This window comes from Bacillus sp. MMSF_3328, assembly GCF_030733525.1.
Lineage (GTDB): Bacteria > Bacillota > Bacilli > Bacillales > Cytobacillaceae > Bacillus_AB > Bacillus_AB infantis.
This window is the reverse complement of the sequence record NZ_JASHIV010000010.1, coordinates 1-26,558: the sequence shown is the minus strand read 5'-3', so window position 1 is coordinate 26,558 and position 26,558 is coordinate 1. Positions and strand designations below refer to the sequence as shown.

Here is a 26,558-nt window from a genome sequence, read left to right as displayed (position 1 = left end):
CTGGAAGGCCAGCTCTTTTAGTAGGGTGGGGTGGGGAAAAATTGCTCTTTTAGCTGGTATTCCTGCCTCACAACAAAATCGTTAATTGAACATACGGTTGCTTATCTTCAACAAAGTGCAATCTCTATAAAAAAAGCTCAGAGCATTATAGCTCCGAGCTTTTTGTGTGCTAATTTCACTGCTAAAGAGTCTGCTGCAAGTACTGCCAATTCGGACTTTATACTGACAGAACCCGAAATATTTTATACAACAGCTTTCTTCAACCCATTTGCCATTATAATTTCCAGCTTAGGATGGAAATACTGCACCACTAGGCCGAGTGTCAGTGTGACCAGGATGGTTCCAGGGCCGATCGCTCCCTGGAAAAGAAACGCCAGAATAAGGGCAAATCCTTCACTGGCTATACGGGAAGTCCTTAAAGAAAGGCCAAACCTGGTGTGAACGGCGACCATCAAGGTATCCATCGGGCTTGGAGGGAATTTTGCCTGAAGGTAGACGGCGATCCCCAGACCCATTGTCAATATGCCTGAGAGCAAAGTACAGGACTGGGTGAGCAGCATGCTTGGAGAAAAGTCCTTGAATACTGCCAGCAGCCAGAAATCAATCAAAGCACCAATGACCAGAATGGTTCCTGCCGCCAGGATTTCCGGCTTTTTCTTCAATAATATAGAGTTGATGATGATCAGAGCAATTCCATTTATGAATACACAAGTCCCTACGGTCAGCCCGAAAAGATGGGACTCGCCAACTGCCAGTGCATCCCAAGCAGAGGCGCCGAGGGCAGATTTGATAATAAGCGCCACACCTAACGTGAGGACAAGCAGCCCTGCTGCAAAAAATAAAATTCTTTCCTTCATGTTGTTCTCCTTTATCAGGCTGTTACACCTTATTTTCCTGTTTTAGCCGCATGAGAGAAAGCGGATTCATGCGGAAGATACATTGTATCATCACCATTTGCCTTATGAAAAGATTAATTTTTTCCCAACATAAACTTTGCTTCAAATTTGATGAATGTTTTCAAGTGGGTTAAAATATGGTATAGTATTTAACATTCGTTCACTATTAATTAACGAATCTTTTACAAAAACTAGGTTCTGAGCCCGTGGGTTTGGAGTATAACGTTTTTCCGAACTTAGCGGCTGCTAAGTTTTTCTAGTTTTGGCAGGAAGTATGAAATAGGAATTTGTGCTCTTGCAATAACTTTACAAATTAAGAGGTGTAAAAGGATGAAATCGATCTTAAAATCGCCTAAGGAGCTATTTAAAAACAGCATGAGCGTTTTTTTCCTGGCAGTTGTTTTGCTGTGGCTGAAAACATATGCTGCATACCAGATTGAATTCAATTTAGGAATCGACAACAGCATGCAGGAATTTTTGCTTTTCCTGAACCCGCTGAGCTCATCCCTTCTATTCTTGGGGATCGCACTATTTTTTAAAGGAAAGATACAGTCAGGCGTACTGATTGCTGTTCAGTTTCTGCTGTCTTTCCTGCTGTACGCCAATGTGGTGTACTACCGTTTCTTCAATGACTTTATTACAGTACCTGTCCTTATGCAGACAAAAACAAATGCCGGACAGCTTGGAGACAGTGCACTTTCGCTGATGTCACCGTTTGATATCCTGTACTTTGCCGACACGATCCTTTTGGTTGTGCTGGCAGCAGTCAAATGGTACAGACCGGCGAAGCATACACGGAAGAGAATGACGGCAAGCCTGGTGATTGCTGCTGCTGTCATCACATTCTTCATTAATCTTGGGCTTGCTGAAAAAGACCGTCCTGAACTCCTGACACGCTCATTTGACCGCAATTATCTGGTCAAGTATCTGGGCGCCTATAATTTCACGGTTTATGACATTATTCAAAATGCCAGATCTGCCAGTCAGCGCGCCATGGCAGACAGCAGTGATATCACAGAGGTTGAAAACTATGTGAAAGCCAATTATGCAGAACCGAATCCTGATTATTTCGGAAAAGCAAAAGGCATGAATGTGATCTATGTTTCACTGGAATCTTTCCAGACATTCCTGATCGACTATAAGCTGGACGGCCAGGAAGTAACACCGTTCCTGAATTCCCTGGCTCATAATGGACAGACTTTTTACTTTAAGAACTATTTCCACCAGACAGGGCAAGGTAAAACATCCGATGCCGAGTTCATGATGGAGAATTCACTGTATCCGATGTCCCAGGGGGCTGTTTTTGTCAACAAGGCCCAGAACACCTACCAGGCAGCACCTGCGATACTGAAGACGCGCGGCTATACGTCGGCCTCTTTTCACGGGAATTATAAAACGTTCTGGAACCGGAATGAAATTTACAAATCCTTCGGCTATGACCATTTCTTTGATGCCGAATATTACAACATGACAGATGAGAACACCAAGAACTATGGCCTGAAGGATAAGCCTTTCTTTAAAGAATCCATGCCGATGCTGGAAAGCCTGAAGCAGCCGTTCTATACAAAGTTCATCACTCTGTCCAACCACTTCCCATTCAAAATGGATGAAGGGGACACAGAATTCCAGCCGGCAGAAACAGAAGACAGTGTTGTTAACCATTACTTTACTTCTGCCAATTATATGGACCAGGCGCTTGAGCAGTTCTTTAACGACCTTAAAGCATCCGGCCTGTATGATAATACAGTGATCGTCATGTATGGTGACCATTATGGCATTTCTGAAAATCACAACCCTGCAATGGAGCAGGTTCTAGGCAAGGAAATCGATTCCTTTGAATATGCCCAGCTGCAGAGAGTCCCTCTTTTCATCCACGTACCTGGGGTAAAAGGCGGCGCGATGGACACATACGGTGGCGCGGTGGATGTAATGCCGACCCTGATGCATCTTCTTGGCGTCAGCACAAAAGACTATATGCAGATCGGTTCAGATTTATTGTCTGAAACCCACCGGGAAGTTATTCCTTTCCGCAACGGCGACTTCATCAGCCCGGAATACACTTCTGTTGATGAAAAATGTTACTCCACGGAAACCGGTGAAGAGCTTGAGGAAGGCAGTGCTTGTGTAAGGCTGTCAGAACAGGCGAAAAAAGAACTGCTGATGTCTGACAATATCGTGTACAAAGATCTGCTGAGATTCCACAATCCAGAAGGCTTTGAACCAATCAACCGCAAGGATTACAAATATATCAAAGAAGAGCCTGCCGAGGAAGCGAACCCAATGACAGGGCTTCAAAAATAAAACACCAAAAAGCAGAAGCCCCGGCTTCTGCTTTTTCCATGTTAGGATACTCCAAGGCAGGTGTAAATCCCCTTAAAATAGGGAAGCTATCTAAATAGCCACAGACTTTATATAACAGGAAGGAGAGGTAAACATGAGTGAATGCCAACTGAACCATTCAGCAGAAGATGTTAAAAATAAATATGAACAGCAAAAGGAACATCTCCCCAGCCAGCTCCAGCCGCTGATGGAAGAATTCCTGCAAAAAGAACACACACAGGAAATCCTGAATGACGTATTTCATCTATTGAAGAAATATGACCTGGCTTCTGAAGACGAGAAGGAAGAACGGGAGATAAGGCTGTATTTGGTTGTTAATAATGTCTAACAGCAGATTAGAGAGCTGCTGTAATCGGGTTAAGAATGCATCATGTATTTTTAAATAGCCACAGTGATATGAGCAGCTATCTATGTTTGAAGAAGTGAGCTTCATACAGCTGCAAAATCGCCATATAATTAAAAAAGCCCTGGTGTTTGCAGTGGAAGGCACACAGACTCCTGCGGGAAATAGCGGAAGAGTTGAGACCCCGCAGCGCAGCGCAAGGAGGCTTAGGCTTCGTCCCGCGGAAAGCGAAGTGCCTGGAACGGAAAACACCAGCCCCATTTAAAAGTAAAACAAATTTTAAAACCATACTTATAATTTTCTGAGTATCAAAAAGAGCCACAATGGCTCTTTTTTGCTGTCTGTTAAAGGAAATTGCCGAAAATCGTCGAAGTTGTTAGGTGAGAAGCAAAAAAACGAATTTTTTCATTTTAACAAAGGAGTCTCCATGGAAGGTAATCAAGGTTTACACACAATAAGCACGGAAATCAAAGACCTGGAAAAAAGATTCAAGCAGGAGATAGAACCTTATCGCTCTTTACTGTGGAGATATTGCTACAGACTGACGGGCTCTCCATGGGATGCAGAAGACCTCGTCCAGGATACATTGCTGAAATCCCTGGCTATGCTCTCAAAGGTCTTTCAAGAGCTGAATGTAAAATCCTACTTATTCAAAATCGCCACTAATACATGGATCGATCAGCAAAGAAGAAATCGGATTGCCTATACAGATTCATACCCTGTAGAAATTCTGGAAAGCGGCAGCGAGAAGGAGCTTGAGATTCTCCCAGCCCTCGATTATCTGGCCCGCCAGCTGAGTCTGAAGCAATTTGTCTGCCTTCTGCTTACAGACGTTTTTCTTTTTACAGCAAAAGAGGCTGCAGATATCGTCAGTCTTTCGCCTGGTGCTGTCTATGCAAATGTACAGAGAGCAAGAGATGTGTTGAAGAATATCCCTGAAAGAGAGCAGAATCATAGACTGCAGGAAGGGATAGCTATATCTGCCTCACTTGACAAAACAATCAGCACCCTGCTCGAAGGCTTCCGAAGAAAAGACATGGCCATGATTGCTTCTCTTCTTGACGAGAATCTTCTCACAGATATTACCCATGCTGGAGTGGAATTTGGAAAAAGAGAAACAGAACGAAATTCGCTCAAAGACTGGGCAGAGATGGTATCCAGGCAGGAAGGGGCCGAAGCCGCCATCACGACGCTATGGGGCAGGCAGGTCATTTTGGAGTTTGCTCTTAAATCCGGAGAGAAGCTGCTGCAGAACATTCACTTTATGGAACTGGAAAATGATAAAATAGTGTATTGGAAATTTTATTGCTTTTCCTGGGATTTAATGAATGCAGCTGCAAAAGAGCTGGATGTGAAACTGGGAGCTGAATATTTTTATCATATTTTTTAAATCCCGCGTATAATTTGGCATCTTTTTCCCGTTATAGATCTTGAAGAGCTGTTGTTCAGGTTCTATTTAAAAGACAGGGAGAGATGGGAAGATGAAAACACCTATAGTCAATAGGATGAATACCGTTTTTGTACATGTGGCAGATCTGGAAAAGTCAGCAGGATGGTACTGTAAGCTTCTTGGCCAGAAAGTCACAGAGCCGGTTGAGAACCCGGTATATAATGTAAAAATGAATGGGGCAACCGGTCTTACCCTGGATGCAGGACCTTACGGTGAAAGGGAAAGACCGCAGGCAGGGCTTTATCCATTGTTCAACCTGCATACTGAGGACATTCAAGAGGCATACAGCTGGATGGAAAGCGAGGGTTTTGCCGTTGACCCAGAGATAACCCGCTTTGACGATTTCAGCTTTTTCAACGTAAAAGATCCTGACGGCCATATCATTATGATTTGTACAGGATAAAAAGCATGGGGAGACAGAAAAAATGACAGAGATAATAGTAAGGCTGCCTGCGGTCGAAACTGCACAAATGCTCATCAATGAAAGATTCCCGGACTGCAGTGGGGCCATCCTTGGAGGAAGTGTCGTAAGGGGAGAAGCAACCTCCACTTCAGATCTGGATATCATTGTAATCTATGATAAAACTGGTTCTGTCAGAAGAGAATCCTTCTATTATAAAGGATGGCCGGTTGAGCTTTTTGTACATACCAAAGATTCGTGCAGGGGATATTTCCAGAAGGATGCAGAAAGGGCCAGGCCGACGCTTCCACGGATGGTGGCGGAAGGGTTGGTGCTTAGAGGTAAGGACTTTCTTGGCGGGGTTAGGAAGGAAGCTGCCGCCTTGATGGCTGCGGGCCCTGCTCTGTGGACAGATGCTGAGCTGACATTTAAGCGCTATTTCCTGACTGATGCACTGGAGGATTTCATCGGCAGCGCCAAAAGGCATGAATCTCTTTTTATTGCTGGAAAGCTGGCTGAGCTGGCGCATGAATTTCTTCTTAGAACCAATAAACAATGGATTGGCCAGTCTAAATGGATTTACAGGGAATTATCCTATTATGATCAAGCTCTGGCATACAGGTTTGCGGAATGCTTCGACGGCTTTTATCAATTCGGGGAAAAACAGCCCGTCATTGAGCTTGTGGATGACATCATGAAGCCATTTGGCGGCAGATGCTTTGACGGTTTTTCGCTAAGTGGGAAATAATCATAAGAAATAATAAAAAGGAATGAAAACCCAGATGGAAAAGTTATATTATCAAGATCCTTACATAAAAGAATTTACAGCTTCGGTCATCTGCCAGGATCAGAACTCTGACGGTAAGTGGTATGCAGTTCTTGACCGGACTGCTTTTTATCCGACCGGAGGAGGCCAGCCCTTTGATACAGGGACGATTCACGGTATCTCTGTAACTGATGTTGAAGAAGAAGAAGGCGAAATCAGGCATTATCTTGAAGAGAGGCTTCCGGAATCAGGAGAAGTCGATGGAAGGGTTAACTGGCAGAGAAGATTCGATCATATGCAGCAGCATTCAGGCCAGCATATTCTATCTGCTGCCTTTGATGAGCTGTTTGGGTACAGGACTGTCAGCTTTCATCTTGGAAAAGAGACTTTGACTATCGATATTGAAACAGAGAACCTGAGTGAGGAAGAAGCAGCAAGGGCAGAAAGAAAAGCGAATGAAATTATTACCGATAATCTTCCGATCGAAACCAAATGGGTCAGTGAGAGTGAGCTTGCGGCCTACACATTAAGAAAAGAAACTAAGGTAAAAGAGAATATCCGCCTTGTTATCATTCCTGAATTTGACTATAACGGCTGCGGCGGAACCCACCCAAGAGCTACCGGGGAAGTCCAGGCGATAAAAATTCTCGGCTGGAGCCGGCAGAAGAAGCAGACCAGGGTAGAATTTGTCTGCGGCGGCAGGGTGCTGAAGCAGCTGCACACTAAGAATGTAATTGTGAATCGGACAAGCCAGCTGGTCAGTTCGCCTGAGGGTGAAATACCCGATGCCATCATCAAGCTGCTCGATACGCAGAAACAGATGGAAAAAGAACTGGAGGAACTAAAGAACCAGCTGCTTGAGCAGGAAGGAAAGGAATATGCCAGAAGCGTCCTTGATGGATCACCCATCATCCGGAAGGTTTTTCGCGATAGAAATGTTAAGGAGCTTCAGAAACTGGCCAAGTCTATTGCCATTCAAAATGACCAGGCGATTGTCTTGTTTGCAGCGGAAAACGGCCGGCAGCTGCAGGCCGTATGTGCGAGCGGAACAAAAACGGAGGCAGATATGAAAAAGATCATCCAGTCCATTCTTCCTGCCATTCATGGCAGAGGCGGGGGAAACAAGCATTTTGCCCAGGGAGGCGGAGAAACTGAAATGAGCGGAGAAAGGCTTCTTGAGCTGATGGGGGATAGTCTTTGATTGATATTTTGTGGAAGGTCCTGGGAAATATGGGGTCTTCCTTTTTTTGATGTGTTGTTTTCAGCTTTTCTTTTGTCAGAAAAGTGATTTTTGGGAGTATGGCTGGCTATTTTAGTGGTCTTTCAGCGAAGTAGTGGACCCAGCGTGTTAGCCTGGAACCGCTATTTTGGCTATTCGCAGAAATAGTGGTTACAGCGAGCGTGGCTGGAACCGCTATTTTAGCTTTACACAGAAATAGTGGTCCCAGCGAGCGTGGCTAGAACCACTATTTTAGCTTTACACAGAAATAGTGGTCCCAGCGAGCGTGGCTAGAACCGCTATTTTGGCTTTACGCGTAAATAGTGGTTCCAGCGAGCATGGCTAGAACCGCTATTTTAGCTTTACACAGAAATAGTGGTTCCAGCGAGCATGGCTAGAACCACTATTTTAGCTTTACACAGAAATAGTGGTTCCAGCGAGCATGGCTAGAACCGCTATTTTGGCTTTACGCGTAAATAGTGGTTCCAGCGAGCATGGCTAGAACCGCTATTTTAGCTTTACACAGAAATAGTGGTTCCAGCGAGCATGGCTAGAACCACTATTTTAGCTTTACACAGAAATAGTGGTTCCAGCGAGCATGGCTAGAACCGCTATTTTAACTTTACACAGAAATAGTGGTCCCAGCGAGCATGCCTAGAACCACAATTATGGCTATTCGCAGAAATAGTGATTACTGTCCACCCCTCAGTATCATATGTAAAGCACGCTTGACGTAAAGTTCCCTTTACAATATAGTAAAACCAAGGAGGACGTTTATGAAAAATAATTTGGCAGAGCTGAGAAAGAAGCATGGTTTTTCGCAGGACCGGCTTGCGGCCAGGCTGGGTGTCTCAAGGCAGACGATCATTAGCATTGAAAAAGGAAAATATTCACCTTCTCTTCCGCTTGCATTTCAAATTGCGAAGACCTTTGATACAACGATTGAACATATTTTTATCTATGAAGAAGAAACAAACAAGAAAGGAGAATGAACGGATGGAATCAAGACTGACTTTCTATATATGCGGGGGCTTATTTTTAATCATGACCCTCTTTATGGCCGTCATTGCTATATCGGCAGGGGAAAGCATCCTGCCGCAGACATGGACACTTCTTTCGATGACAGTTATGAGCTTTTCAATGGGATACCTTTATCCTCAATTCAAGCAAAAGGACGAAAGAATGAAGATGATCCGCCAGAAAGGCCTCTTTCACGCTTATTTTGCCCTCATTGTCTATTTCTTCATCTTTTTTCTGCTGCTTGGTCTTGGGATTATTGATATTTCTGCGCTTGAGCTGCTGCAAATTTTATCGGCCTGACAATCAGCACGGTCTTTTTGTCCATGGTATACGTTTCTAAAAGGATTTGACAGGGACGGCGGAATTTAACAGAACTGAAATCCTGCCATTTTGAGAAAGCTAAAAAGGTAAATCTCAATAAAAAGGCGGGTATTCTATGGCAACTTTATTATATATCACTGCACATCCCCATGATGAAACACAATCATTCAGCATGGCTGCCGGAACGGCATTTATTGAATCTTACCGTGAATCCAATCCAGGGGATGAAGTCATAAGGCTTGATCTGTATAAAGAGCATATTCCCCAGATTGATGCAGATGTATTCAGCGGATGGGGCAAGCTTCGCACAGGCAGCTCTTTTGATGACTTGTCTCAGGAAGAAAAAGAAAAAGTGAACAGGCTTTCTGAACTGACTGAGCAATTTGTTTCTGCGGATAAATATGTTTTTGTTACTCCTTTGTGGAACTTCTCATTTCCTCCAGTGATGAAGGCATATCTTGATTCTGTTTGTACAGCAGGGAAGACATTCAAATATACAGAACAAGGGCCGGTAGGTCTTCTTCCTGATAAGAAGGCCCTTCATATCCAGGCGCGCGGCGGGATCTATTCCGAGGGTCCGGCTGCAGAGATGGAAATGGGCCACCGCTATATAGGAATCATTATGCAGTTCTTTGGGATTCCTTCTTTTGAAGGCATCTTTATCGAAGGCCACAATCAATTCCCGGACCGCGCCCAGCAAATTAAAGAAGAAGGCGTGGCAAAGGCGAAAGAGAAAGCCAAAACCTTTTAAGCATGAAAAAAAGAGATTTCTGCCAGGCAGAAATCTCTTCTTGTATTTAGAATTTTGCAGCTGTATCAGCAGCCTGCTTGATGCCTTCAGAAATGATTTCTTCCGCTTTATCAGGGAACTGGTTGTGCCCCTCGGTCACGATGGAAGTGACGTCCTGTACTCCGAAGAAAGCCAGAAGTGTACTTACATACTTCTCAGACATTTCGACCTCTGCAGCAGGGCCTTCTGAATAAACTCCGCCCCTTGCATTCAAGAGAGCGACTTTTTTATCAGTAAGAAGTCCTACAGCACCGTTTTCAGTGTATTTGAATGTTTTGCCGGCTTGTGCCAGATAGTCAAAGTATGTGTGAAGGACAGCTGGGACCGTAAAGTTCCAGAGCGGGAATGCGAACACAGCTTTATCCGCCTCAAGGAATTGGTTCAAATACTTTGTGACGCGGGCTGCAGCAGCTTCTTCTTCTGCAGTCAGCTCCATGCCCTGGCCTAGCTTGTACATTGCTGTAATATGAAGATTATCATAATAAGGAAGATTTTCTTCAAACAAATCCAGTTCAGTGACGGTATCTTCCGGGTGGTTCTCCTTATAGCTGCTTAGGAATGCATCGTACATTTGCACGCTGACTGCCTGATCAGCTGGGCGTGAGTTTGCTTTGATGAATAATACGTTTGACATAAGAATAATTCCTCCGTTAGTTACTAAGAAGTTTTCCGCAGATTAAATACTTTTAATTCAAGATAATAAGTGGATATTGGCTATTATAGCTAGTCAGGCTGAATGGGTCAAAGCATCTGCTTATACAAAAAACATTTAAGTCTACTCCAGTCCTGAAGCTGTCAATAAAAAAAGAAGGCGCCGGTCTCCCGGCCCGACTTCCTTCGATTACTCACAACTATGACGATGCTTTTAACTGGCGCGCTTTCCTTTTTCCCCACATTTTTTTCACGATCGGATAGGCTATAGGAGCCCATTTAATGATATTTTTCACCAATTTCTTCATAGCGGGATACCTCCTCGGTTTATTTCCATTTCTATTCCCTTTCAGTGCCGGGGACAAACCTGCAGAGGGTAAGAGACAGTCCTGCTTTGAAAGGCGAAAATCTATTTTGAGATGTGAGAGAATAGTTTTAAAAATGGCATGTCAAATCTAGCTGTGTAGCTGTTTTGTTACATTTAGCGGAACACTCCTGGTTGTTTACTGCTTACACTGGCTAGTACAATAGTCTTATATAGGTGGAGGCGTGGAGTTTACGTATGTTTCGGCGCTTTCATGAGCAGGAGCCGGCAGTGCAGCCGGCCTGCAGGATCAGGCTGACATGCTTCCTCGGAGACTCTGCCGCAGAAGCATCGGCCTAAATATAAGGAGAAGAGGAAAAGCATGACATTGACTGTCCCAGCTAACAATATTCCAAGCACATCACAGGTTCTGGACGAGGGAGCCGTATTGGCTGCCATTGAAAGGTCACATGCGATGATTGAGTTCAGCCCGCAAGGCACTGTGCTATGGGCAAATCATCATTTTGCAAGTACCATGGAATATGATGTGAACGAAATGAAGGGCATGCATCACCGGAAATTTTGTACAGATGAATTTGCCAGCAGTCCCGCTTATTCTGTACTATGGAAAAACTTACGGAGCGGCAAAAGCTTTCAGGAAAAAATCCAGCGTGTGACGAAGAGAGGAAACCTGATTTGGCTTGAAGCTACATATACCCCAGTGAGAGATGAAGAAGGAAATGTCATCGCCGTGGTAAAACTGGCTACAAATATAAATGAAAGAGAAAGCAATACGGTTGCGGTTGCAAATGAACTCCAAAACATGGCGGGAGAGCTGCTAAATCGGGCCGAGCTCGGGATTACCAGGAGCGAAGAAGCTGCGGAAGCATCCGAGAAGCTTGCTGGAGATTCAAGAGAGAATCTGAAAATGCTGGATACTCTTAAAATGCAGGCACTGTCCATTGGCGACATTGTCAAAACAATCCGCGAAATAGCTGCCCAGACAAATCTTCTTGCACTCAATGCAGCCATCGAGGCAGCCCGTGCAGGCGAGCATGGGAGAGGGTTCAATGTTGTTGCCGGCGAGGTCAGAAAGCTTGCCACCAGGGTCCAGGAATCCATCGGTGAAGTGAACGCCCATATCGAAGGCATTTCAGGCGAGGTAAAAAATATCAGTGAAGCCACCAGGCAATCAAGGGACGGAATTGAAAAAAGCAGACTGCTGAACGAACAGGCAATGGCGGAATTCAAGGGCATAGAGAGTGCAGCCCGATCGCTTGATAGCAGGGCAAAGGCGTTCAAGGACATTTTGAAGTAAGTGATTTAACGGAAAGAAGACCGGCTGCCTGCTGACAGGCAGCCGGTTTTAGCTGCCGAGAGTTTCTCGACAGCCTGAGAATTTCCATTGATGGAGATTCTTTTTCTTTTGAATGTTACAATTTTTTTGTAACGGTTAAAAAATTATTTTAACTTTATAGAATCTATGATATTATGAACCTGCGATAATTTGAAAGCGATTACAGGAATTGAGGTGCAATGCTGTGAAGGAGTCTGCTAAGCCTGTATTTGATTTAGCCTCGAGAACAGCAGACATGCTGGTTGCCATGTTCGGGAAGCGCTGTGAAGTAGCCGTCCATGATTTTTCAAGCCTGAAGAACTCGCTTGTGTATATAGCAGGCGACCTGACAGGCCGTCAGATCGGATCGCCTATTACAGATCTGGTGCTGAATGAATTGGCAAAGAAAAAAGATAAAGTTGATGACATCCCAAACTACCGCACACAGACAAAAAAAGGGGCGATTTTAAAATCCTCTACCATTTTCCTGAGAGATGGGGAGAATCATGTGGTCGGCGCCCTTTGCATCAATTACGACATTAGTCTATTCATGCAATTCGGAGGGGAAATAGAAGATTTTATTTCTATCCATTCGGGCGAAACAAAAGAAGAGAATTTTTATTCGTCTGTGCAGGATGTAATCCACGGGATGGTAGAACAGGTGCTTAACGGGTTTAAGAAATCTCCCTCTATCATGCAGCTGGAAGAAAAAGTAGAATGCGTCCGGCAGCTTGAGGAAAAAGGCGCCTTTTTAATAAAAGGAGCAACAGATTATGTAGCGAATGTACTGGGAGTTTCCAAGTTCACGGTCTACAACTATCTGCAGAAAATCCGCACCGAAAGTGAATTTCAAAAGCAGTGAACAGCAGCAGGACTATGACAGCTTAGAGGAGTGTTTGCAATGGAAATCTTAAAAGGAACAGTCTTATTATTAATTGTACTAGCCTTCTTTTCACTATTCAGCTTTAAAGCACCTAAAGGGATGAAAGCGATGGGGGCTCTTGCCAGTGCTGCAGTAGCTGCCTTTTTGGTAGAAGCTTTTCAGCGATATGTTGGGGGCGATCTCCTCGGGATTGCTTTCCTGGGGGAAGTAGGGGATGCAGCCGGGAGCATGGGCGGAGTTGCAGCTGCAGCACTCGTGGCGCTTGCAATCGGCGTCTCTCCGGTGTATGCTTTAATGCTTGGGGTATCTTGTGCCGGGCTCGGACTATTGCCTGGATTTATTGCAGGATATCTGGTAGCTTTTATTGTGAAAAAGATAGAAGAAAAAGTGCCTGCGGGCTTTGACTTAATTGTGACCATCATTGTGGCGGCGCCTTTAGTCAGGCTGATTGCCGTATATCTAAAGCCTGTTGTAGATGCTACACTATTGAATATCGGCGGTATCATTACAGAAACAGCCAGCAGCAGCCCGATTCTTATGGGCATCATACTCGGAGGAGTCATTACTGTCGTGGCAACAGCACCATTAAGCTCCATGGCGCTTACAGCCATGCTGGGGCTGACCGGGGTTCCCATGGCCATCGGGGCACTCGCAGTGTTCGGCTCATCTTTCATGAACTATGTGCTGTTCAGCCGCTTAAAATTCGGTGACCGCAAGACAACGATTTCCGTAGCCATCGAGCCACTGACACAGGCTCATATCATTTCAGCCAATCCAATTCCAGTGTATGTGACAAATTTCATTGGAGGCGCTGCTGCCGGCGTTATTGTTGCCTTGTCAGGCTTGATCAATAATGCGACAGGAACAGCGACTCCAATTGCCGGCCTGGCTGTTATGTATGGTTTTAATGACCCTGTAAAAGTGACAATCATTGCCCTATCATGTGCAGCTGCCGGAGCAGTCAGCGGCCTTGTTGGGTCAATCTTGTTTAAAAATTATAAAATAAGAACAGTAGCTGAACTAAAAGAAGGAAAAAACCAAAGTGTTCAGGAAGTTGCCTGAAAATCATCTGATATTGCGAGGGTTGCAAAATGAAATATAGATCTGCGTTTGATATTATTGGTCCGGTCATGATTGGTCCATCGAGCTCACATACTGCTGGTGCTGCACGCATCGGCAGGGTGGCAAGGACCCTTTTTGGAAACATGCCAAACAAAGCGGTCATTTCCCTGTACGGTTCATTCGCCAAAACATATAAAGGGCATGGAACAGATGTGGCCATTGTAGGCGGGCTTCTCGATTTCGACACATTCGATGAAAGGATTCCGCAGTCCTTGGGCCTGGCAAAGGAAGCCGGCCTTGACATTGAATTCAGAATAGAAGACACTGTCATGGACCATCCGAATACTGTATCCATTCACTTGACTGATGGTAAGCATGAGCTTGACCTGACAGGCATCTCCATCGGCGGTGGCACTATAGAAATTACAGAGCTTAACTCGTTCAAACTAAAGCTTTCTGGAAATCCTGCCATACTGGTCATCCACAACGACCAATTCGGCGCCATATCCGCTGTCACTCATGTACTGGCGATGCACCGGATCAATATCGGCCATATGGAAGTTTCCCGCAAAGAAAAGGGCCAGATGGCAATGATGGTCATTGAAGTGGATCAGCGCATCGATCTGGACGTGATCAGAGAATTGGAACAGCTTCCTAATATCACACAAATCATCAGAATGGCAGAATAGAAGATTAGGAGCCGGGAGGGAATACAATGTTATTTCGCAATGTAGCAGAAGTAGTCGAACTTGCCGAAAGCAAGGGCGTTAAAATAGCTGAAATCATGATTCAGCAGGAAATAGAAGTATCAGGGCGGACACGCGAGGAAATCATTGCCCAGATGGACCGTAACCTGACCGTAATGGAAGAAGCGGTCGAACGCGGCCTGAAAGGCGTCAAGTCGGTTTCCGGCCTTACAGGCGGAGACGCGGTCCTCTTGCAGAATTATATCAAAAGTGGAAAAGCTTTATCCGGAAACCTGCTGCTTGATGCTGTCAGCAAAGCGGTTGCCACCAACGAAGTCAATGCCGCAATGGGCGTCATCTGTGCCACACCGACAGCCGGATCAGCTGGTGTAGTGCCTGGCACCCTGTTCGCAGTAAAAGAAAAGCTGAACCCGACAAGGCAGGAAATGATTGAATTCCTGTTCACATCAGCAGCCTTTGGATTTGTTGTCGCTAACAATGCTTCCATTTCCGGAGCTGCCGGCGGGTGCCAGGCTGAAGTGGGCTCAGCGAGCGGAATGGCTGCGGCTGCCATTGTCGAGCTGGCAGGGGGAACTCCTTCCCAGGCAGCAGAGGCTATGGCCATCACCTTGAAGAATATGCTCGGCCTTGTCTGCGACCCAGTTGCAGGTCTGGTTGAAGTCCCATGTGTAAAAAGAAACGCAATGGGAGCATCGAACGCCATGACGGCTGCAGACATGGCTCTTGCCGGCATCACCAGCCGGATTCCATGCGATGAAGTCATCATTGCTATGTATAAAATCGGACTGACAATGCCATCCTCACTGCGTGAAACAGCAGAGGGCGGGCTTGCCGCCACTCCAACAGGAAAAAGGCTGCAGGCCGAAATATTTGGAAAATAATATGCTGGAGAAATCCTCTGCTTTTATAAGCGGGGGATTTTTTTGTTTTATAACCGTAATTAAAGGTAGGTAAGCAAGCGGAATGGTCATCAAATATTTAAAAAAACATTCCTTGTTGAAAACAAATAAAACTTTCTGAAAAATCAAGATCATTTGTAGATATTATGCTATTATGTAATTACGTAATAACATAAAAGGTGATGCAGAACTACGGAGGTCATTATGCCATTCAAAGAAGAACTTAACCATATCAAGCAGCAGCTGGAGATTCTTATAAAGAAAGCAGACAGCATAGATGCAGTTTCTTTGATCCAAGAAAGTGAAGAAGAGAGCCTGTTTACCAGTATCTCCTATAGAGGGACAATAACAACCGATGAAGGAAGGAGAAAATGGAGGCCGGCGTCCAAAACCCTCGGGGAAGTGCTGGCGCCAGACAGCGGCAGCCTTGCGAATATTCTCTCCTCTCTTGGCCACAAACAAAGAATAGAAATAATCAAGTCTCTTTTGCAGGAGCCGAAGAATGCAGCGGAATTAGTCAAAGAACTCGGGATGGGGACGACCGGCAAGCTCTACCACCACATGAAGCCGCTGCTGCATGCCGGCATTATTGAACAGAAGGAAAGGGGAGGAAGCTATTCAATCGCAGGCGATAAAATTCTTCCAATACTTCTCCAGCTGGCTGGCGCAGCAGAAATGTTTGAGAGCAGCCGCTATTTAGCACTGGAAGCGCTTAAGGAAGAACCAGAAAAAATGGACATGAAAACTGAAGGAGATTTTGACGCAAACATATTGCTGTTTTCACTCATCCATCACGCAGTCCAGGAGTATGAAGCAGGTTTCGCGTCCAGAATAAATATATACCTGCATAGTGATGGAAGTGCGACTGTTTCCGATGATGGCCGCGGCATCCCGGTTTCCCTGCTGGAGGGAACCAGCATGAGCAGGCTGCAGGACGTGCTGACAGATGTTGAGAAAAACTATCTGGAAGATTCATCGAATGAAAAAGCCGGTATTCCTGTTGCGGCAATCAACGCTTTTTCAGAAAAGCTGACAGTGCTGATCAAAAAGGACACGATGATTTACAGACAGGAATATCAATATGGCAAGGCTCTTTCCCGGGTGGTTCCTATAGGGGAAACAAATGAAACGGGAACGAGCATCACCTTTCTGCCGGATAAAAAAGTGTTTAAGAGTGGATTTGATGCTGCAAAGCTGGAGGGAAAAATAAACGAGCTGCAGGGACTTCACCCAGATTTATTACTGTCTCTGCAATGAAGGGGGAAGAAAGATGTCTGGCTTAGAAACGATTAGAACAGCAGAAGATGTAATGAACATGCTGGATCTCCTGCTTAAAGAGAAAACTTCATTTCAATGGGACCAATTTTATGAAAGAAGGGAAAACCATGTCCCATTTTTCAGGAATGTTCCTGATGAGAATTTGGCTGCTTATTTCAATAAGGGACAGGTGAGAGCAGGCAGGGTGCTGGAACTCGGCTGCGGACCAGGAAGGAACGCCATTTACATGGCAGAAAGAGGGTGCACGGTGGATGCTGTAGATTCTTCTAAAGAAGCACTGAATTGGGCAAGGGAGAGAACGAGGGAGAATCTTGCGAATATACGTTTCATTGAAGCGGATATTTTCCAGCTGGACCAGAGCTTTGCCGGATACGATTTTATTTACGATTCAGGCTGCTTTCACCATATCCCGCCGCATCGGAGAGCCGATTACTTTGCCATCTTGCGTGACAGGCTGAAGCCAAATGGCTTTTTTGCGCTAACTTGCTTTGAAGAAAACGGGGAGCTGGGCGGCTCGTCTCAATCAGACTGGGATGTCTATAGAGAACGCAGCATGAAGGGCGGACTCGGCTTCACAGAGGAAAAACTCCTCCATTTATTCAGAGATTACAGAGCAGTTGAAATCAGACCGATGAAAAAGAAGAACGGGGATGATGCAGAGTTCGGTGTTTCCGGCCTGCTGACTGCGCTTTTTCAAAAGAAAGAATAGGAGACCTGCTATGGATGAGAGAATAAAAGGATTATTAAAGAATGTACAGGAAGAATGCGAAGGAAGAACCCACATTTCAGATATTGAACCATTTGCGTTTGGTGTTGAAAATTGCGTGTTCAAGGGCTATTCACCTGAGTGGGGAAAGGTAGCCATCCGGACTCCCTGGTCCCGGCAGATTGATAGGGAAACAGATACCATCAGCGATTCAAGGGTGGGATTACTGAAAGAATATGCATTGACTGGCCATGGCAGAAAGTATGGCCTGCCGGTGCCGGCCATCTGCCATCTGCACCTTGGTGAAACAGCAGATTTTCTGGTTCAGGAATTTGTGGAGGGAGATCAGAGTGTCTCCATTGAAGAAATAGGAAGAATTGCAATGGAGCTGCACAGCATTGAAATCTTGCCAGAGTCAGGCATCTCTGAGCAGGATGTACACCAGTCATTGGCTGAGAGGATTGCCTTTAGGGCAAAAGCAGCTGAAAGGGTTCTGAAGTGTAGCCTGCCGCTGCCTGACCCGGAAGATATATTCGGGATCTTATCTTCATTCAAGCAGAAAAAGCGGCTGCTGCATATGGATCTGAGGCCGGAAAACCTTATTTTCCAAAAAGGAAAGGCGGCTGCTGTCATCGACTGGACAAATGCGCTGATTGGAGATCCTGTCCTGGAGCTTATGAGAATAAAAGATTATGGGCTTCTGACAGATGAATTTATCCTGGGATATGCAGGGGCGGAGTTGGAAATAGCAAGGGTGCCAGAGGCTGTTCAGTATCTTTATCAGTTTGATACAGCCGCAATGCTTGCCGTGTTATTTCATACTGAAAGCATTGATCCAAAACAGGGGGAAGCAGCGGGGATAAGAGTTAAGGAGCTTCATAGAAGAATAGCCTATCTATTGTAGTTTATAATATTATTATGTAAACTACAAAGGCTCAAACATTCCAATCCCCATTTCCGCCGCAATAAGCTATAATAGAAATTGTCAAAAGATTAGAAATAGGAGTGTTAGCATGTCTAAAAATGTGGGGATTATCGGACTCGGTGCCATCGGAGAGAGAGTGCTGAGAAATTTTCAGTATAATGAAGGAACAAGAGTCGCAGCACTTTGCGATACGAACGAAACCCGGCTCGAAGCTCTTAAAAGCGAACTAGGGGAAGTTGCTTTGTACAGCAACTATGAGGAACTATTAAATAATGAAGAAATCGAACTAGTATACATAGCCGTGCCTCCAAAATTCCACCATCAGATCGCTTTGGATGCAATTAAAAAAGGAAAACATATTCTTTGTGAAAAGCCGCTTGCCAATTCAATTGAGGAAGCAAAGGAAATGGCAGAGGCTGCAGAGGCGGCCGGCATCGTCAATGCAATCAATTTTCCAATGATGTACAGCAATGTGTTCCGCCTTTTAAAGGAAAAAGCAGCAGATGGGTCGCTCGGTGAAATTAAGCGTGTGGAAGTAAATCTTCATTTCACTGAATGGCCAAGGAAATGGCAGAAGAATAATTGGATCGCCGGCAGGGAGCAGGGCGGATTCATCCGCGAAGTCGGGCCGCACTATATCCAAATGATCATGGACGTTTTCGGCGATATTAAGGATGTCCGTTCCTTTGTTGACTATCCTGAAGATACGGATTTATGCGAGACAGGTTTTGTGGCAGTGATGACGGCTGGCGAGAATATTCCTGTCGTCTTCAACGGTGCGAGCGGGATCGGCCAGCAGGAAAAGATTTCTTTCAAGATTTTTGGAGAAAAAGGGACCATTGATCTGCAAAACTGGAGCCAGCTTGCTGAAAGCACGATTGATGCTGAAGCAGAAATGCTGCCTGTCGAGCGTGAAAATGATATGGATCTTGTCAGCGAAATCTGCCATAGCATTGATGGGGGAAAAGCAAGGATAGTCAGCTTTAATCAAGGATACAAAGTGCAGGAAGTCCTTGAGCAGCTGCTGAATACATAATTAAAGGACTTGGGGGAAGCAGAATGGGACTGCGTTTTACAATATATGAAAACCCGCAGGAATTTCTGCAGAGAACAGAAAGGTTCCTGCTTAAACGTGAAGCTGAAAACAATCTTCCGCTTGGGCTGCTGTACCAGGCCGCAGAACCTGACAGCCCTTATAAAAATCCTTTCCTTGCATTGGCAGAAAGGGAGGCAGAAATCATAGCAGCACTGATCATGACACCGCCGCACTATCTGATATGGTCTGCAGGAGACATTCCTGATGAAGCGGCTGCTTTGGTCCTGCGCGAGCTTTTTGAAAGAAACATATCTTTTCCGGGAATCGTGGCACCAAAGGAAACAGCGCGGAAGGCTGAAGCGGAATGGAAGAAATTGACCGGTGCAGGCAGCGAAACTGTGATGGATCAGAGGATTTATATCCTGGAGAAGGTGAACGATCTTCCATATGCAGGCGGAACATTGTCACTGGCTTCTGAAAAGGATGAGGGGCTCGCTGCAGGCTGGATATCCGATTTCAGCAGAGCCACTCCTGAAAATACCCTGAGCATAGAAGAGGGAAGGAAAAAGGCCCGGCAGTTTATCTCGGAAAGATCCCTTTATTTATGGCTAAAGGATGGCAGGCCGGTTTCCATGGCGAAAAAAGCAAGGCCAACCAAACATGGTGTTGTTGTCAATCTCGTCTATACGCCTGACGAGGAGCGGAAGAAAGGCTATGCTTCAGCCTGTGTGGCGGCATTGAGCAGGGAATTGCTGAAATCCTATAAGTTTTGCTCACTCTACACAGATTTAGCCAATCCAACCTCCAATCATATCTACCAGGAAATCGGCTATAAGCCGGCAGCTGATTCTGTGATGCTGAAGTGGGTTTAAATTGAAAACGGAAGGCCAAATCACGGAGATTTGGCCTTTTTATCATCGGAGGTGACAGGATGCTGGAAAGGCTGGCAGAGGAAATACCGCTGCTCAAGAAGAGCATCGGAATTGTCCGTTTACAGAAAGGATTTTCACAAGATGAGAAGTATATGGTTTCTTTGGATAAAAGCAAATTACTTCTGAGGCTCTATTTGTCAGGACTTCCATCAAAAAGGCAAGAGTTCGATATTTTAAAAAGAATGCAGGATTATCGCATCCTTTGCTCCCAGCCTATTGAGATGGGCGAGGCAGGAGGGAGAGGATATATGATAACCTCGTTTATCGAGGGGAAGGATGCGGAGGAAGAAATAAAGCTCCTTTCTGATCAGGATCAGTATGCAATAGGGTTAGAGGCCGGAAGTCAATTAAGGAAAATGCATCAGCTTCATGCTCCTGAAGGAATGCCTTCCTGGTATAAAAGGAAAGCAGAAAAGCATAAGAAGTATATGGAAGCATATTCTTCATGCGGTGTAAAAATCAAACATGATGATAAAATCATCCAGTTTATTGAAAAAAACCTTCACAGGATGAAAAAACGTCCCAGCCTTTTTCAGCATGATGACTTTCATCCGGGTAACCTGATTATCCAAAATAAAAGGCTGGCCGGCATTATTGACTTTAACCGGTTTGACTGGGGAGATCCGATACATGAATTTCTAAAAATCGGCATCTTCAGCCGTAATATAAGCATTCCTTTTTCAATTGGCCAAATAAAAGGCTACCATAATCAGGAAGAACCGGGAGAGGCGTTTTGGACCTTATATTCCGTTTATCTGGGAATGTGTGCTTTTTCCACGGTTATCTGGACATTAAAACATACCCCTGAAAACCTTGAGGGAATGATGGAAAAAGTGTATCTGTTTTTGGAAGACCATGATTATTTCTCTAGATTGAGGCCTAAGTGGTACGATTTGCATCAGGGGGGACAGCGCCAGTGGAAGTAAACTATCAAATTTATGCCGGAATGCCAAAACAGGAAATGCTGGACAAAATCCTTGCATTGCATGTTTCCATTTTCGGGGAATCGGGCCAGCTGGAAAGTAAGATGGCTGATAAGCCTAAGCTGCTTGTTTCAGTTGCGGCCTGTCAAGAACGGGTAATTGGCTACAAGATGGGCTATGAATTGGAGGAGAGCAAGTTTTACAGCTGGCTTGGCGGTGTGGATGAGGAGTTCAGAGGGAAAGGAATCGCTTCCAGGCTGATGGAGATGCAGCATGAATATATCAAGGGGTGCGGGTACAGGCTGGTCCGGACAAAAACGATGAACAAGTGGCGGGACATGCTGATCCTGAACATAAAGCATGGATTTGATGTAATGGAAACATACATAGATGAAAAAGGAATGCATAAAATCATCCTTGAGAAAAAGCTGCGGGACTAGCAAAAATATTACTGGAAGAAAAAGGTTTTGAGAGATTTTTGTCGAAATACTCCTTATTAAACATTTCGGAGGTAGTCTGTGTTCTTATTATTTTATTGAGATCCGGGAAATCGACATACCTAATAAATGACAGGGGTTGAATTTCTTATGATCTATACATCTTCCTTAAAGGGCATTTCATCTGACATGCTGAATGGTTTTTTTGCAGATTGGCCGAATCCTCCCTCCCCGGAGACGCATCTGAAATTGCTGGAAAACAGCTTTAAAGTGGTCCTCGCCATTGATGAAAAAGCGGAGCAGGCAGCCGGCTTCATCACTGCCATCAGTGACAATGTTCTATCTGCGTATATCCCATTGCTCGAAGTCCTCCCGGAATATCAGCACCAAGGGATAGGAAAAGAGCTGTTAAACAGGATGCTTAAAGAACTTGATGGCCTTTATATGATTGATCTGCTTTGTGATGATTCCCATGCTCCGTTCTATGAGAAGGCGGGAATGACTAGGGCCGGCGGAATGGTATTCAGAAATTATGAGAGGCAATCAGGTGTAGAATAGGGGGAGCACAGGGGTATACTCTGTGCTTTTTTCTAAATTAGCGAGGAGAAATATATGAAACAATTTTTATCTTTTGATGTAACCATCCGGGTAAGAATGCTATTGAAATTTTTCACCGTGCTTGCTCATACGATGGTCATGCCTTACACGGTTGTCTATTTTGCAGCGAAAATTGGCCCTTCTTTAACAACTATGATGATTATCATCATTGGAATCATTAGTATCATAGGATATCTTTTAGGCGGACAAGCAGCTGACCGGATCGGACGGAAAAGAGTCATCATCACCAGTGAAATGATGACTGGAATCGGCTTTTTAATTGTGTACTGTTTTGATTCACTCCACCATTTTTACGCCATTCCCATTGTAGTTGCATTCAGCTTTATTTATTTCTTTGAAAGTGCCTCAAATCCCGCCTATTCTGCTTTGATCATTGATGCGAGCAATGAGAAGGACAGAAAAATCATCTATACCTACTTTATGTGGATTACAAGTACTGCATTTGCCGGCGGAAGCTTATTGGGCGGATTCTTTTTTGAAAATCATTCTTCCATGCTGTTCTTTATAGTTGGCCTGACTTCCATATTATCCGCTGTATTGACCTCCCTGCTGATAAAAGACATTCCTCTTAAAGCTGCTGATGCAATCACTGAGCTGCCAGCCGCACCGGCAAAGAAACTAAGTATTTTTGCCTCACAATTATTTCTTTTCTTATGCATAGGACAGCTGCTTATCAATATATTGAAAGAACAATTCCCCAATTATTTAAGCATCAGGATCGTGTCAAAATATCCTGTTGGGGATATTGATATTTCAGGATACAAGATGATCGGCTATCTGAATCTCGAAGAAACGATCATCATCACCATAGCAGCAGGCTTCATATTCAAGCTGACCAAAAGGCTTTCGGAAAAAATGTCCCTCATGCTGGGCTTGCTGCTTTTTGTACTGGGCTATATCTGCCTGAGCTATTTCATTCATCCAGCCCTCTTAATGCTGGGTATGCTTTTCATTTCTGCCGGCGGGCTCATCTATCTGCCAACCCTTCAGGCCATCACCGCTAAATCGCTTCCTGCCCATTCAAGAGGAAAGCATCTATCAGTCCTTGGACTGGTGGGGGCGGTTGGAGGGATGATCTCCAGTTTATTTATCTGGGCAATGGCATATATACCGGAAATAGGGATTACTTTTATTTTTGTAGGAATGGGGATTTTTTTGGTGGGGGTTTATTGGAGGGTTTATCATATTTCTGAAGATACCCCTGAAATCCAACTTAAAATGACCAAGGTTGGATAGTATCTTGCGAAATAAACCTATGCGTTATAAAAAAGCTAACAAATTTTTCGGAGGTATATCTATGTCAGAAGTCGCAATAAGATGCACAGGCATTGCAGCAATCTTAATTAAAAAGCTTGAGAAGGAAAGCAAGGTATTACTTTTAAAGAGAGCCGGAACTGTGCTGCCGGATGCCTGGTGCTATATTGGCGGCAGCATAGAGGAAGGGGAAACAGCCTGGAAAGCGGCTTTAAGAGAGATAAAAGAAGAAACAGGCATCTCGCTGCCCTATCTTTATGTATCCAACCAATATGATCAGATATACTCTGCGAAAGACAATTATATTTACATGGCGCCTGTTTTTGTCGGCTATGTTCCGGAGCATCAGGAAGTTATCTTAAATCATGAACATTCAGCTTATAGATGGATGTCATTTGCGGAAGCGATTGAAACCGCCTCATTGCCGGGGAATGATGCGGTTTTGATGAGTGTGGAAAGACACTTTGCTAAAAAGAGTCCTCCTGACTTTTTACGTGCAGGCAAACTGGTGGTAGCCCGCTGATATGAAATCAAAAATGCACCGGGCTTATGGTGTGTATGGCCTCTTTTTCAAGAAAAACAAACTCCTGGTGATAAACAAAAAAGGCGGTCCATACACCAATCGCTATGATCTGCCGGGAGGAAGCCTTGAGGATTCAGAAAGCCTGGCTATGGCTTTAAGGAGAGAGTTTCTTGAAGAAACAGGCTTAGAGATAGAATTCATCCGGAATATCGGCGTTATTGATTTCATGCTTCCTTGGGGTTGGAAGGAATATACCCATGTGCATCATATCTGTGTTTTTTATGAAGTCGAGGGGACTGGCAGACTGACTCAGCCGCTGGAGTTTGATGGTCAGGATTCGTTTGGAGCCTTGTGGCTTGCTGAGTATGAAGCAAGCTGGGATAATGCGTCGCCATTGGTGCTCAAAGCATTTGAATGGCTTAGGACTAAAAAGCTGAGTGTTGATGCAGAGTGCTATGATGATTGGGAAGTGAAGGGCTAGTCGAAAAATCTTGAAGTAACCTCTTGAATGGAAAAACGTCTAACCTGTTAGAGGTGATTTTTTTGAAAAAAAGACTCCTGATTATTTTGGCGGCATTTGTTCTTTTAGCCGGCTGGAACCTGTGGCCGGAGAAGGTTGAGAAAGTGGAAGTGTATAAGATGCATGCATTAGAAGGGGAAAGGTCCATTACAATTTCCGACACTAAATCAGTCCAGATATTTAGGAATGCCTTCAGGAACGCTAAGAAACAACCTGGTATCGCAGATATGGCGGAGCCGGATTACAAAGTAGCTATGGGGAATAAGATTTATTTTCTCTGGATTGGTGAAGGTCATGGGACGATTATGAATATTGATGATACACATAAAATCTATGCGCTTTCCCGTCGGTCCGTTGATAAGATTGGGAGAGTGTTAAGCAGGCAGGAGTAGGTTCTTATTTTCTTTAGCTGAGTACAACAGATATAGCTGTTAGCAGGTAAGGACATCCTGTATTAGTTAGTGCTTTCAGAGACCATGCAAGGAATATCTATACACCTCATTAAGAAGAAGATTTATTTGGAATAATTATTTGAACTCCTAAACTGGAAAGGACAGTCCTCTTTGGAAGACTGTCCTTTTTTTGTTGTTGAGTTAAAATAGTATTAATGAAAAAAATGAGGAGTCTCCATTATGCCAACCATCAGACATTCACAATTCATCAAAGCACCAATTGAAATATGTTTTGACCTTGCTAGAAGTGTTGAAGTACATACGCAAACAACATCTAGAACACAGGAAAGGGCAGTTGGAGGAGTGACCAGCGGATTGCTTGAAAAAGGCGATATGGTAACTTGGGAGGCCGTGCATTTCGGTATCAGACAGAGGCTGACGGCCAAAGTGACAGTTATGGAAAAGCCTTTTCGTTTTGTCGATATCATGGTGAAAGGCGCTTTCAAGTCGTTTGTTCATACTCATGAATTTTTCGAGGAAGCTGAAGGAACGGTAATGATTGATACATTCCAATATGAATCGCCTTTGGGACTGCTGGGAATTGCTGCTGATAAGCTGTTTTTGGAGAGGTATATGCGGGAGTTTATAATGTTTAGGGCTGAGGGGTTGAGGGAGTTGGCTGAGAAGGAGGGAAGGTAGTGATAGGAACAGGAGGGTTGGTATAGGCAGGAGCAGCGGTCTTTATCTTAGGTGGAATTGGACGACCTTGGAACAAAATAAAAAGAGAGGTCTCGAGATAGTGAATGGGTCACCTAACCAAAGAAAAGTGAGCCAGGGTGCCTCAAAAGGAGGTCATGAGTCACTCTAACCAAAGAACATAGAATCAGAGTGCCTTATGAGTCACTCTAACCAGAGAACTTAGTATCAGAGTGCCTCAAAAAGAGGATATGAGTCACTCTAACCAGAGAACATAGAATCAGAGTGCCTCAAAAAGAGAATATGAGTCACTCTAACCAAAGAACATAGAATCAGAGTGCCTCAAAAAGAGAATATGAGTCACTCTAACCAAAGAACATAAAATCAGAGTGCCTCAAAAAGAGGATATGAGTCACTCTAACCAAAGAACATAGAATCAGAGTGCCTCAAAAAGAGAATATGAGTCACTCTCACCGAAGAACATAGAACCAGAGTGCCTTAAGAATAGGGTGTGAGGCTCCCTAACCAGTGTTATAGTAGAATTAGGATTGAAAACTGAAATTAGAAAGAGGTTCCAGAAAGAAAGTCAGGAACCTTGTATTATAAATCAACACATTTTTAAAAAACCCTGACTTCCATCCCCGAAAGGCTAACTGCGTTCTATAAAGTGAGAAGAGTAGCCATGTCCTTTTAAATCATAATGGCTAGATAGTGCCTTCCGAATAGTTCTACTGCATTTAATAACCCCACACCACTCATAAATCCCATTAGTAGTCAATTTCCTATCCGGAAAAAGTAGCTTATATTCTTCTGCAGCACGCATGATCGCTGCGGTATAACTTTCCTTCCCTCCGCAATGATTGCATTTCAAGCTTTTCCCATCAAAATCCTCATACAGCACCCCACACCCCCTACACCCAATCCCCTTCCT

30 protein-coding genes and 2 pseudogenes are annotated in these 26,558 nt (G+C 44.5%); 29 read left to right on the top strand and 3 right to left on the bottom strand.

The window, feature by feature from the left end; all coding sequences use genetic code 11:
* Nucleotides 1-242: 242 nt before the first annotated feature.
* On the bottom strand, nt 243-857 hold the full coding sequence (locus RBB45_RS16200) for a YczE/YyaS/YitT family protein (RefSeq protein ID WP_094767304.1): 615 nt from the start codon (nt 855-857) through the stop codon (nt 243-245).
* A gap of 369 nt (nt 858-1,226) precedes the next feature.
* Between RBB45_RS16200 and ltaS the strand changes: the two genes are divergently transcribed.
* The 10 genes from ltaS (at nt 1,227) to RBB45_RS16150 (ending at nt 9,506) form a co-directional block, all read left to right on the top strand.
* On the top strand, nt 1,227-3,197 hold the full coding sequence (gene ltaS, locus RBB45_RS16195) for a lipoteichoic acid synthase (protein ID WP_094767303.1): 1,971 nt from the start codon (nt 1,227-1,229) through the stop codon (nt 3,195-3,197).
* Between the two features lie 133 nt (nt 3,198-3,330).
* The gene (locus RBB45_RS16190) at nt 3,331-3,564 is read left to right on the top strand and encodes a hypothetical protein (protein ID WP_306009953.1); all 234 of its coding nucleotides are present in this window, start codon (nt 3,331-3,333) and stop codon (nt 3,562-3,564) included.
* Nucleotides 3,565-3,646: 82 nt separating this feature from the next.
* Nucleotides 3,647-3,844: a multidrug transporter gene (locus RBB45_RS16185; protein ID WP_306009952.1), complete on the top strand. Its 198-nt coding sequence runs from the start codon at nt 3,647-3,649 to the stop codon at nt 3,842-3,844.
* A 162-nt stretch (nt 3,845-4,006) separates the two neighbouring features.
* Nucleotides 4,007-4,969, top strand: coding sequence for an RNA polymerase sigma factor (locus tag RBB45_RS16180; protein ID WP_306009951.1), 963 nt, complete (start codon nt 4,007-4,009; stop codon nt 4,967-4,969).
* A gap of 91 nt (nt 4,970-5,060) precedes the next feature.
* Nucleotides 5,061-5,432, top strand: a complete 372-nt coding sequence (locus RBB45_RS16175) for a VOC family protein (RefSeq protein WP_101547615.1) — start codon at nt 5,061-5,063, stop codon at nt 5,430-5,432.
* Nucleotides 5,433-5,454: 22 nt separating this feature from the next.
* Complete coding sequence (locus RBB45_RS16170) at nt 5,455-6,177, top strand: nucleotidyltransferase domain-containing protein (protein ID WP_101547616.1); 723 nt, start codon at nt 5,455-5,457, stop codon at nt 6,175-6,177.
* A gap of 34 nt (nt 6,178-6,211) precedes the next feature.
* Nucleotides 6,212-7,396 (top strand): alanyl-tRNA editing protein, encoded by a 1,185-nt coding sequence (locus tag RBB45_RS16165; RefSeq protein WP_248138229.1) that lies wholly within the window; start codon nt 6,212-6,214, stop codon nt 7,394-7,396.
* A gap of 794 nt (nt 7,397-8,190) precedes the next feature.
* A complete protein-coding gene (locus RBB45_RS16160) occupies nt 8,191-8,406 on the top strand; it encodes a helix-turn-helix transcriptional regulator (RefSeq protein WP_101547618.1) in 216 nt (71 codons plus the stop codon).
* A gap of 4 nt (nt 8,407-8,410) precedes the next feature.
* On the top strand, nt 8,411-8,734 hold the full coding sequence (locus RBB45_RS16155) for a permease (protein ID WP_306009950.1): 324 nt from the start codon (nt 8,411-8,413) through the stop codon (nt 8,732-8,734).
* Nucleotides 8,735-8,870: 136 nt separating this feature from the next.
* Nucleotides 8,871-9,506, top strand: coding sequence for an FMN-dependent NADH-azoreductase (locus RBB45_RS16150; RefSeq protein ID WP_009791632.1), 636 nt, complete (start codon nt 8,871-8,873; stop codon nt 9,504-9,506).
* A gap of 46 nt (nt 9,507-9,552) precedes the next feature.
* On the opposite strand, the gene RBB45_RS16145 is transcribed toward RBB45_RS16150, so the two are convergent.
* Nucleotides 9,553-10,179 (bottom strand): FMN-dependent NADH-azoreductase, encoded by a 627-nt coding sequence (locus RBB45_RS16145; RefSeq protein ID WP_101547620.1) that lies wholly within the window; start codon nt 10,177-10,179, stop codon nt 9,553-9,555.
* A 703-nt stretch (nt 10,180-10,882) separates the two neighbouring features.
* Here RBB45_RS16145 and RBB45_RS26355 point away from each other — a divergent pair.
* The 19 genes and pseudogenes from RBB45_RS26355 to RBB45_RS16050 all read left to right on the top strand — a co-directional run.
* Nucleotides 10,883-11,275, top strand: a pseudogene (locus tag RBB45_RS26355) (PAS domain-containing protein); the annotation flags it as partial.
* A gap of 48 nt (nt 11,276-11,323) precedes the next feature.
* Nucleotides 11,324-11,818, top strand: coding sequence for a methyl-accepting chemotaxis protein (locus RBB45_RS26350; protein ID WP_253619078.1), 495 nt, complete (start codon nt 11,324-11,326; stop codon nt 11,816-11,818).
* Nucleotides 11,819-12,041: 223 nt separating this feature from the next.
* Nucleotides 12,042-12,698, top strand: a complete 657-nt coding sequence (locus tag RBB45_RS16130; RefSeq protein WP_224951842.1) for a helix-turn-helix transcriptional regulator — start codon at nt 12,042-12,044, stop codon at nt 12,696-12,698.
* 39 nt (nt 12,699-12,737) lie between these two features.
* Nucleotides 12,738-13,781, top strand: a complete 1,044-nt coding sequence (locus RBB45_RS16125; protein ID WP_101547621.1) for a PTS sugar transporter subunit IIC — start codon at nt 12,738-12,740, stop codon at nt 13,779-13,781.
* A gap of 29 nt (nt 13,782-13,810) precedes the next feature.
* Nucleotides 13,811-14,470, top strand: a complete 660-nt coding sequence (gene sdaAB / locus RBB45_RS16120) for an L-serine ammonia-lyase, iron-sulfur-dependent subunit beta (RefSeq protein ID WP_094767293.1) — start codon at nt 13,811-13,813, stop codon at nt 14,468-14,470.
* 26 nt (nt 14,471-14,496) lie between these two features.
* A complete protein-coding gene (gene sdaAA, locus RBB45_RS16115; protein ID WP_009790789.1) occupies nt 14,497-15,369 on the top strand; it encodes an L-serine ammonia-lyase, iron-sulfur-dependent, subunit alpha in 873 nt (290 codons plus the stop codon).
* 222 nt (nt 15,370-15,591) lie between these two features.
* Entirely contained in the window at nt 15,592-16,644 is a 1,053-nt protein-coding gene (locus tag RBB45_RS16110; protein WP_306009949.1) for an ArsR family transcriptional regulator, read from the top strand.
* A gap of 13 nt (nt 16,645-16,657) precedes the next feature.
* On the top strand, nt 16,658-17,374 hold the full coding sequence (locus RBB45_RS16105; protein WP_224951845.1) for a class I SAM-dependent methyltransferase: 717 nt from the start codon (nt 16,658-16,660) through the stop codon (nt 17,372-17,374).
* Nucleotides 17,375-17,384: 10 nt separating this feature from the next.
* The gene (locus tag RBB45_RS16100) at nt 17,385-18,275 is read left to right on the top strand and encodes a phosphotransferase family protein (protein WP_224951846.1); all 891 of its coding nucleotides are present in this window, start codon (nt 17,385-17,387) and stop codon (nt 18,273-18,275) included.
* A gap of 109 nt (nt 18,276-18,384) precedes the next feature.
* A complete protein-coding gene (locus RBB45_RS16095) occupies nt 18,385-19,332 on the top strand; it encodes a Gfo/Idh/MocA family protein (RefSeq protein ID WP_224951847.1) in 948 nt (315 codons plus the stop codon).
* Nucleotides 19,333-19,355: 23 nt separating this feature from the next.
* Nucleotides 19,356-20,204: a GNAT family N-acetyltransferase gene (locus RBB45_RS16090; protein WP_224951848.1), complete on the top strand. Its 849-nt coding sequence runs from the start codon at nt 19,356-19,358 to the stop codon at nt 20,202-20,204.
* 59 nt (nt 20,205-20,263) lie between these two features.
* A complete protein-coding gene (locus RBB45_RS16085) occupies nt 20,264-21,190 on the top strand; it encodes an aminoglycoside phosphotransferase family protein (RefSeq protein ID WP_306009948.1) in 927 nt (308 codons plus the stop codon).
* Nucleotides 21,181-21,627 (top strand): GNAT family N-acetyltransferase, encoded by a 447-nt coding sequence (locus RBB45_RS16080; protein WP_306009947.1) that lies wholly within the window; start codon nt 21,181-21,183, stop codon nt 21,625-21,627. Before RBB45_RS16085 ends, RBB45_RS16080 begins: the two co-directional genes overlap by 10 nt.
* Before the next feature lie 147 nt (nt 21,628-21,774).
* The gene (locus RBB45_RS16075) at nt 21,775-22,182 is read left to right on the top strand and encodes a GNAT family N-acetyltransferase (protein ID WP_306009946.1); all 408 of its coding nucleotides are present in this window, start codon (nt 21,775-21,777) and stop codon (nt 22,180-22,182) included.
* Between the two features lie 54 nt (nt 22,183-22,236).
* Nucleotides 22,237-23,478 carry an MFS transporter gene (locus RBB45_RS16070; protein ID WP_198018088.1) on the top strand — a complete coding sequence of 414 codons (1,242 nt, stop codon included), beginning with the start codon at nt 22,237-22,239 and terminating at the stop codon, nt 23,476-23,478.
* A 61-nt stretch (nt 23,479-23,539) separates the two neighbouring features.
* Nucleotides 23,540-24,019 carry an NUDIX hydrolase gene (locus tag RBB45_RS16065; protein ID WP_240684029.1) on the top strand — a complete coding sequence of 160 codons (480 nt, stop codon included), beginning with the start codon at nt 23,540-23,542 and terminating at the stop codon, nt 24,017-24,019.
* 1 nt (nt 24,020) lies between these two features.
* The gene (locus RBB45_RS16060) at nt 24,021-24,500 is read left to right on the top strand and encodes an NUDIX hydrolase (protein ID WP_129612296.1); all 480 of its coding nucleotides are present in this window, start codon (nt 24,021-24,023) and stop codon (nt 24,498-24,500) included.
* A 62-nt stretch (nt 24,501-24,562) separates the two neighbouring features.
* Complete coding sequence (locus tag RBB45_RS16055) at nt 24,563-24,931, top strand: YhfM domain-containing protein (protein WP_094767281.1); 369 nt, start codon at nt 24,563-24,565, stop codon at nt 24,929-24,931.
* Nucleotides 24,932-25,171: 240 nt separating this feature from the next.
* Nucleotides 25,172-25,630: an SRPBCC family protein gene (locus RBB45_RS16050; RefSeq protein ID WP_306009945.1), complete on the top strand. Its 459-nt coding sequence runs from the start codon at nt 25,172-25,174 to the stop codon at nt 25,628-25,630.
* A gap of 646 nt (nt 25,631-26,276) precedes the next feature.
* On the opposite strand, the pseudogene RBB45_RS16045 reads toward RBB45_RS16050, so the two are convergent.
* Nucleotides 26,277-26,558: pseudogene (locus RBB45_RS16045) on the bottom strand (nuclease-related domain-containing protein); the annotation flags it as partial.

Excerpts from the sequence above, each read along its gene's own strand:
- RBB45_RS16200 (WP_094767304.1), bottom strand. The coding sequence starts at position 857 with ATGAAGGAAAGAATTTTATTTTTTGCAGCAGGGCTGCTTGTCCTCACG.
- ltaS (WP_094767303.1), top strand. The coding sequence starts at position 1,227 with ATGAAATCGATCTTAAAATCGCCTAAGGAGCTATTTAAAAACAGCATG.
- RBB45_RS16190 (WP_306009953.1), top strand. The coding sequence starts at position 3,331 with ATGAGTGAATGCCAACTGAACCATTCAGCAGAAGATGTTAAAAATAAA.
- RBB45_RS16185 (WP_306009952.1), top strand. The coding sequence starts at position 3,647 with ATGTTTGAAGAAGTGAGCTTCATACAGCTGCAAAATCGCCATATAATT.
- RBB45_RS16180 (WP_306009951.1), top strand. The coding sequence starts at position 4,007 with ATGGAAGGTAATCAAGGTTTACACACAATAAGCACGGAAATCAAAGAC.
- RBB45_RS16175 (WP_101547615.1), top strand. The coding sequence starts at position 5,061 with ATGAAAACACCTATAGTCAATAGGATGAATACCGTTTTTGTACATGTG.
- RBB45_RS16170 (WP_101547616.1), top strand. The coding sequence starts at position 5,455 with ATGACAGAGATAATAGTAAGGCTGCCTGCGGTCGAAACTGCACAAATG.
- RBB45_RS16165 (WP_248138229.1), top strand. The coding sequence starts at position 6,212 with ATGGAAAAGTTATATTATCAAGATCCTTACATAAAAGAATTTACAGCT.
- RBB45_RS16160 (WP_101547618.1), top strand. The coding sequence starts at position 8,191 with ATGAAAAATAATTTGGCAGAGCTGAGAAAGAAGCATGGTTTTTCGCAG.
- RBB45_RS16155 (WP_306009950.1), top strand. The coding sequence starts at position 8,411 with ATGGAATCAAGACTGACTTTCTATATATGCGGGGGCTTATTTTTAATC.
- RBB45_RS16150 (WP_009791632.1), top strand. The coding sequence starts at position 8,871 with ATGGCAACTTTATTATATATCACTGCACATCCCCATGATGAAACACAA.
- RBB45_RS16145 (WP_101547620.1), bottom strand. The coding sequence starts at position 10,179 with ATGTCAAACGTATTATTCATCAAAGCAAACTCACGCCCAGCTGATCAG.
- RBB45_RS26350 (WP_253619078.1), top strand. The coding sequence starts at position 11,324 with ATGGCGGGAGAGCTGCTAAATCGGGCCGAGCTCGGGATTACCAGGAGC.
- RBB45_RS16125 (WP_101547621.1), top strand. The coding sequence starts at position 12,738 with ATGGAAATCTTAAAAGGAACAGTCTTATTATTAATTGTACTAGCCTTC.
- sdaAB (WP_094767293.1), top strand. The coding sequence starts at position 13,811 with ATGAAATATAGATCTGCGTTTGATATTATTGGTCCGGTCATGATTGGT.
- sdaAA (WP_009790789.1), top strand. The coding sequence starts at position 14,497 with ATGTTATTTCGCAATGTAGCAGAAGTAGTCGAACTTGCCGAAAGCAAG.
- RBB45_RS16110 (WP_306009949.1), top strand. The coding sequence starts at position 15,592 with ATGCCATTCAAAGAAGAACTTAACCATATCAAGCAGCAGCTGGAGATT.
- RBB45_RS16105 (WP_224951845.1), top strand. The coding sequence starts at position 16,658 with ATGTCTGGCTTAGAAACGATTAGAACAGCAGAAGATGTAATGAACATG.
- RBB45_RS16100 (WP_224951846.1), top strand. The coding sequence starts at position 17,385 with ATGGATGAGAGAATAAAAGGATTATTAAAGAATGTACAGGAAGAATGC.
- RBB45_RS16095 (WP_224951847.1), top strand. The coding sequence starts at position 18,385 with ATGTCTAAAAATGTGGGGATTATCGGACTCGGTGCCATCGGAGAGAGA.
- RBB45_RS16090 (WP_224951848.1), top strand. The coding sequence starts at position 19,356 with ATGGGACTGCGTTTTACAATATATGAAAACCCGCAGGAATTTCTGCAG.
- RBB45_RS16085 (WP_306009948.1), top strand. The coding sequence starts at position 20,264 with ATGCTGGAAAGGCTGGCAGAGGAAATACCGCTGCTCAAGAAGAGCATC.
- RBB45_RS16075 (WP_306009946.1), top strand. The coding sequence starts at position 21,775 with ATGATCTATACATCTTCCTTAAAGGGCATTTCATCTGACATGCTGAAT.
- RBB45_RS16070 (WP_198018088.1), top strand. The coding sequence starts at position 22,237 with ATGAAACAATTTTTATCTTTTGATGTAACCATCCGGGTAAGAATGCTA.
- RBB45_RS16065 (WP_240684029.1), top strand. The coding sequence starts at position 23,540 with ATGTCAGAAGTCGCAATAAGATGCACAGGCATTGCAGCAATCTTAATT.
- RBB45_RS16060 (WP_129612296.1), top strand. The coding sequence starts at position 24,021 with ATGAAATCAAAAATGCACCGGGCTTATGGTGTGTATGGCCTCTTTTTC.
- RBB45_RS16050 (WP_306009945.1), top strand. The coding sequence starts at position 25,172 with ATGCCAACCATCAGACATTCACAATTCATCAAAGCACCAATTGAAATA.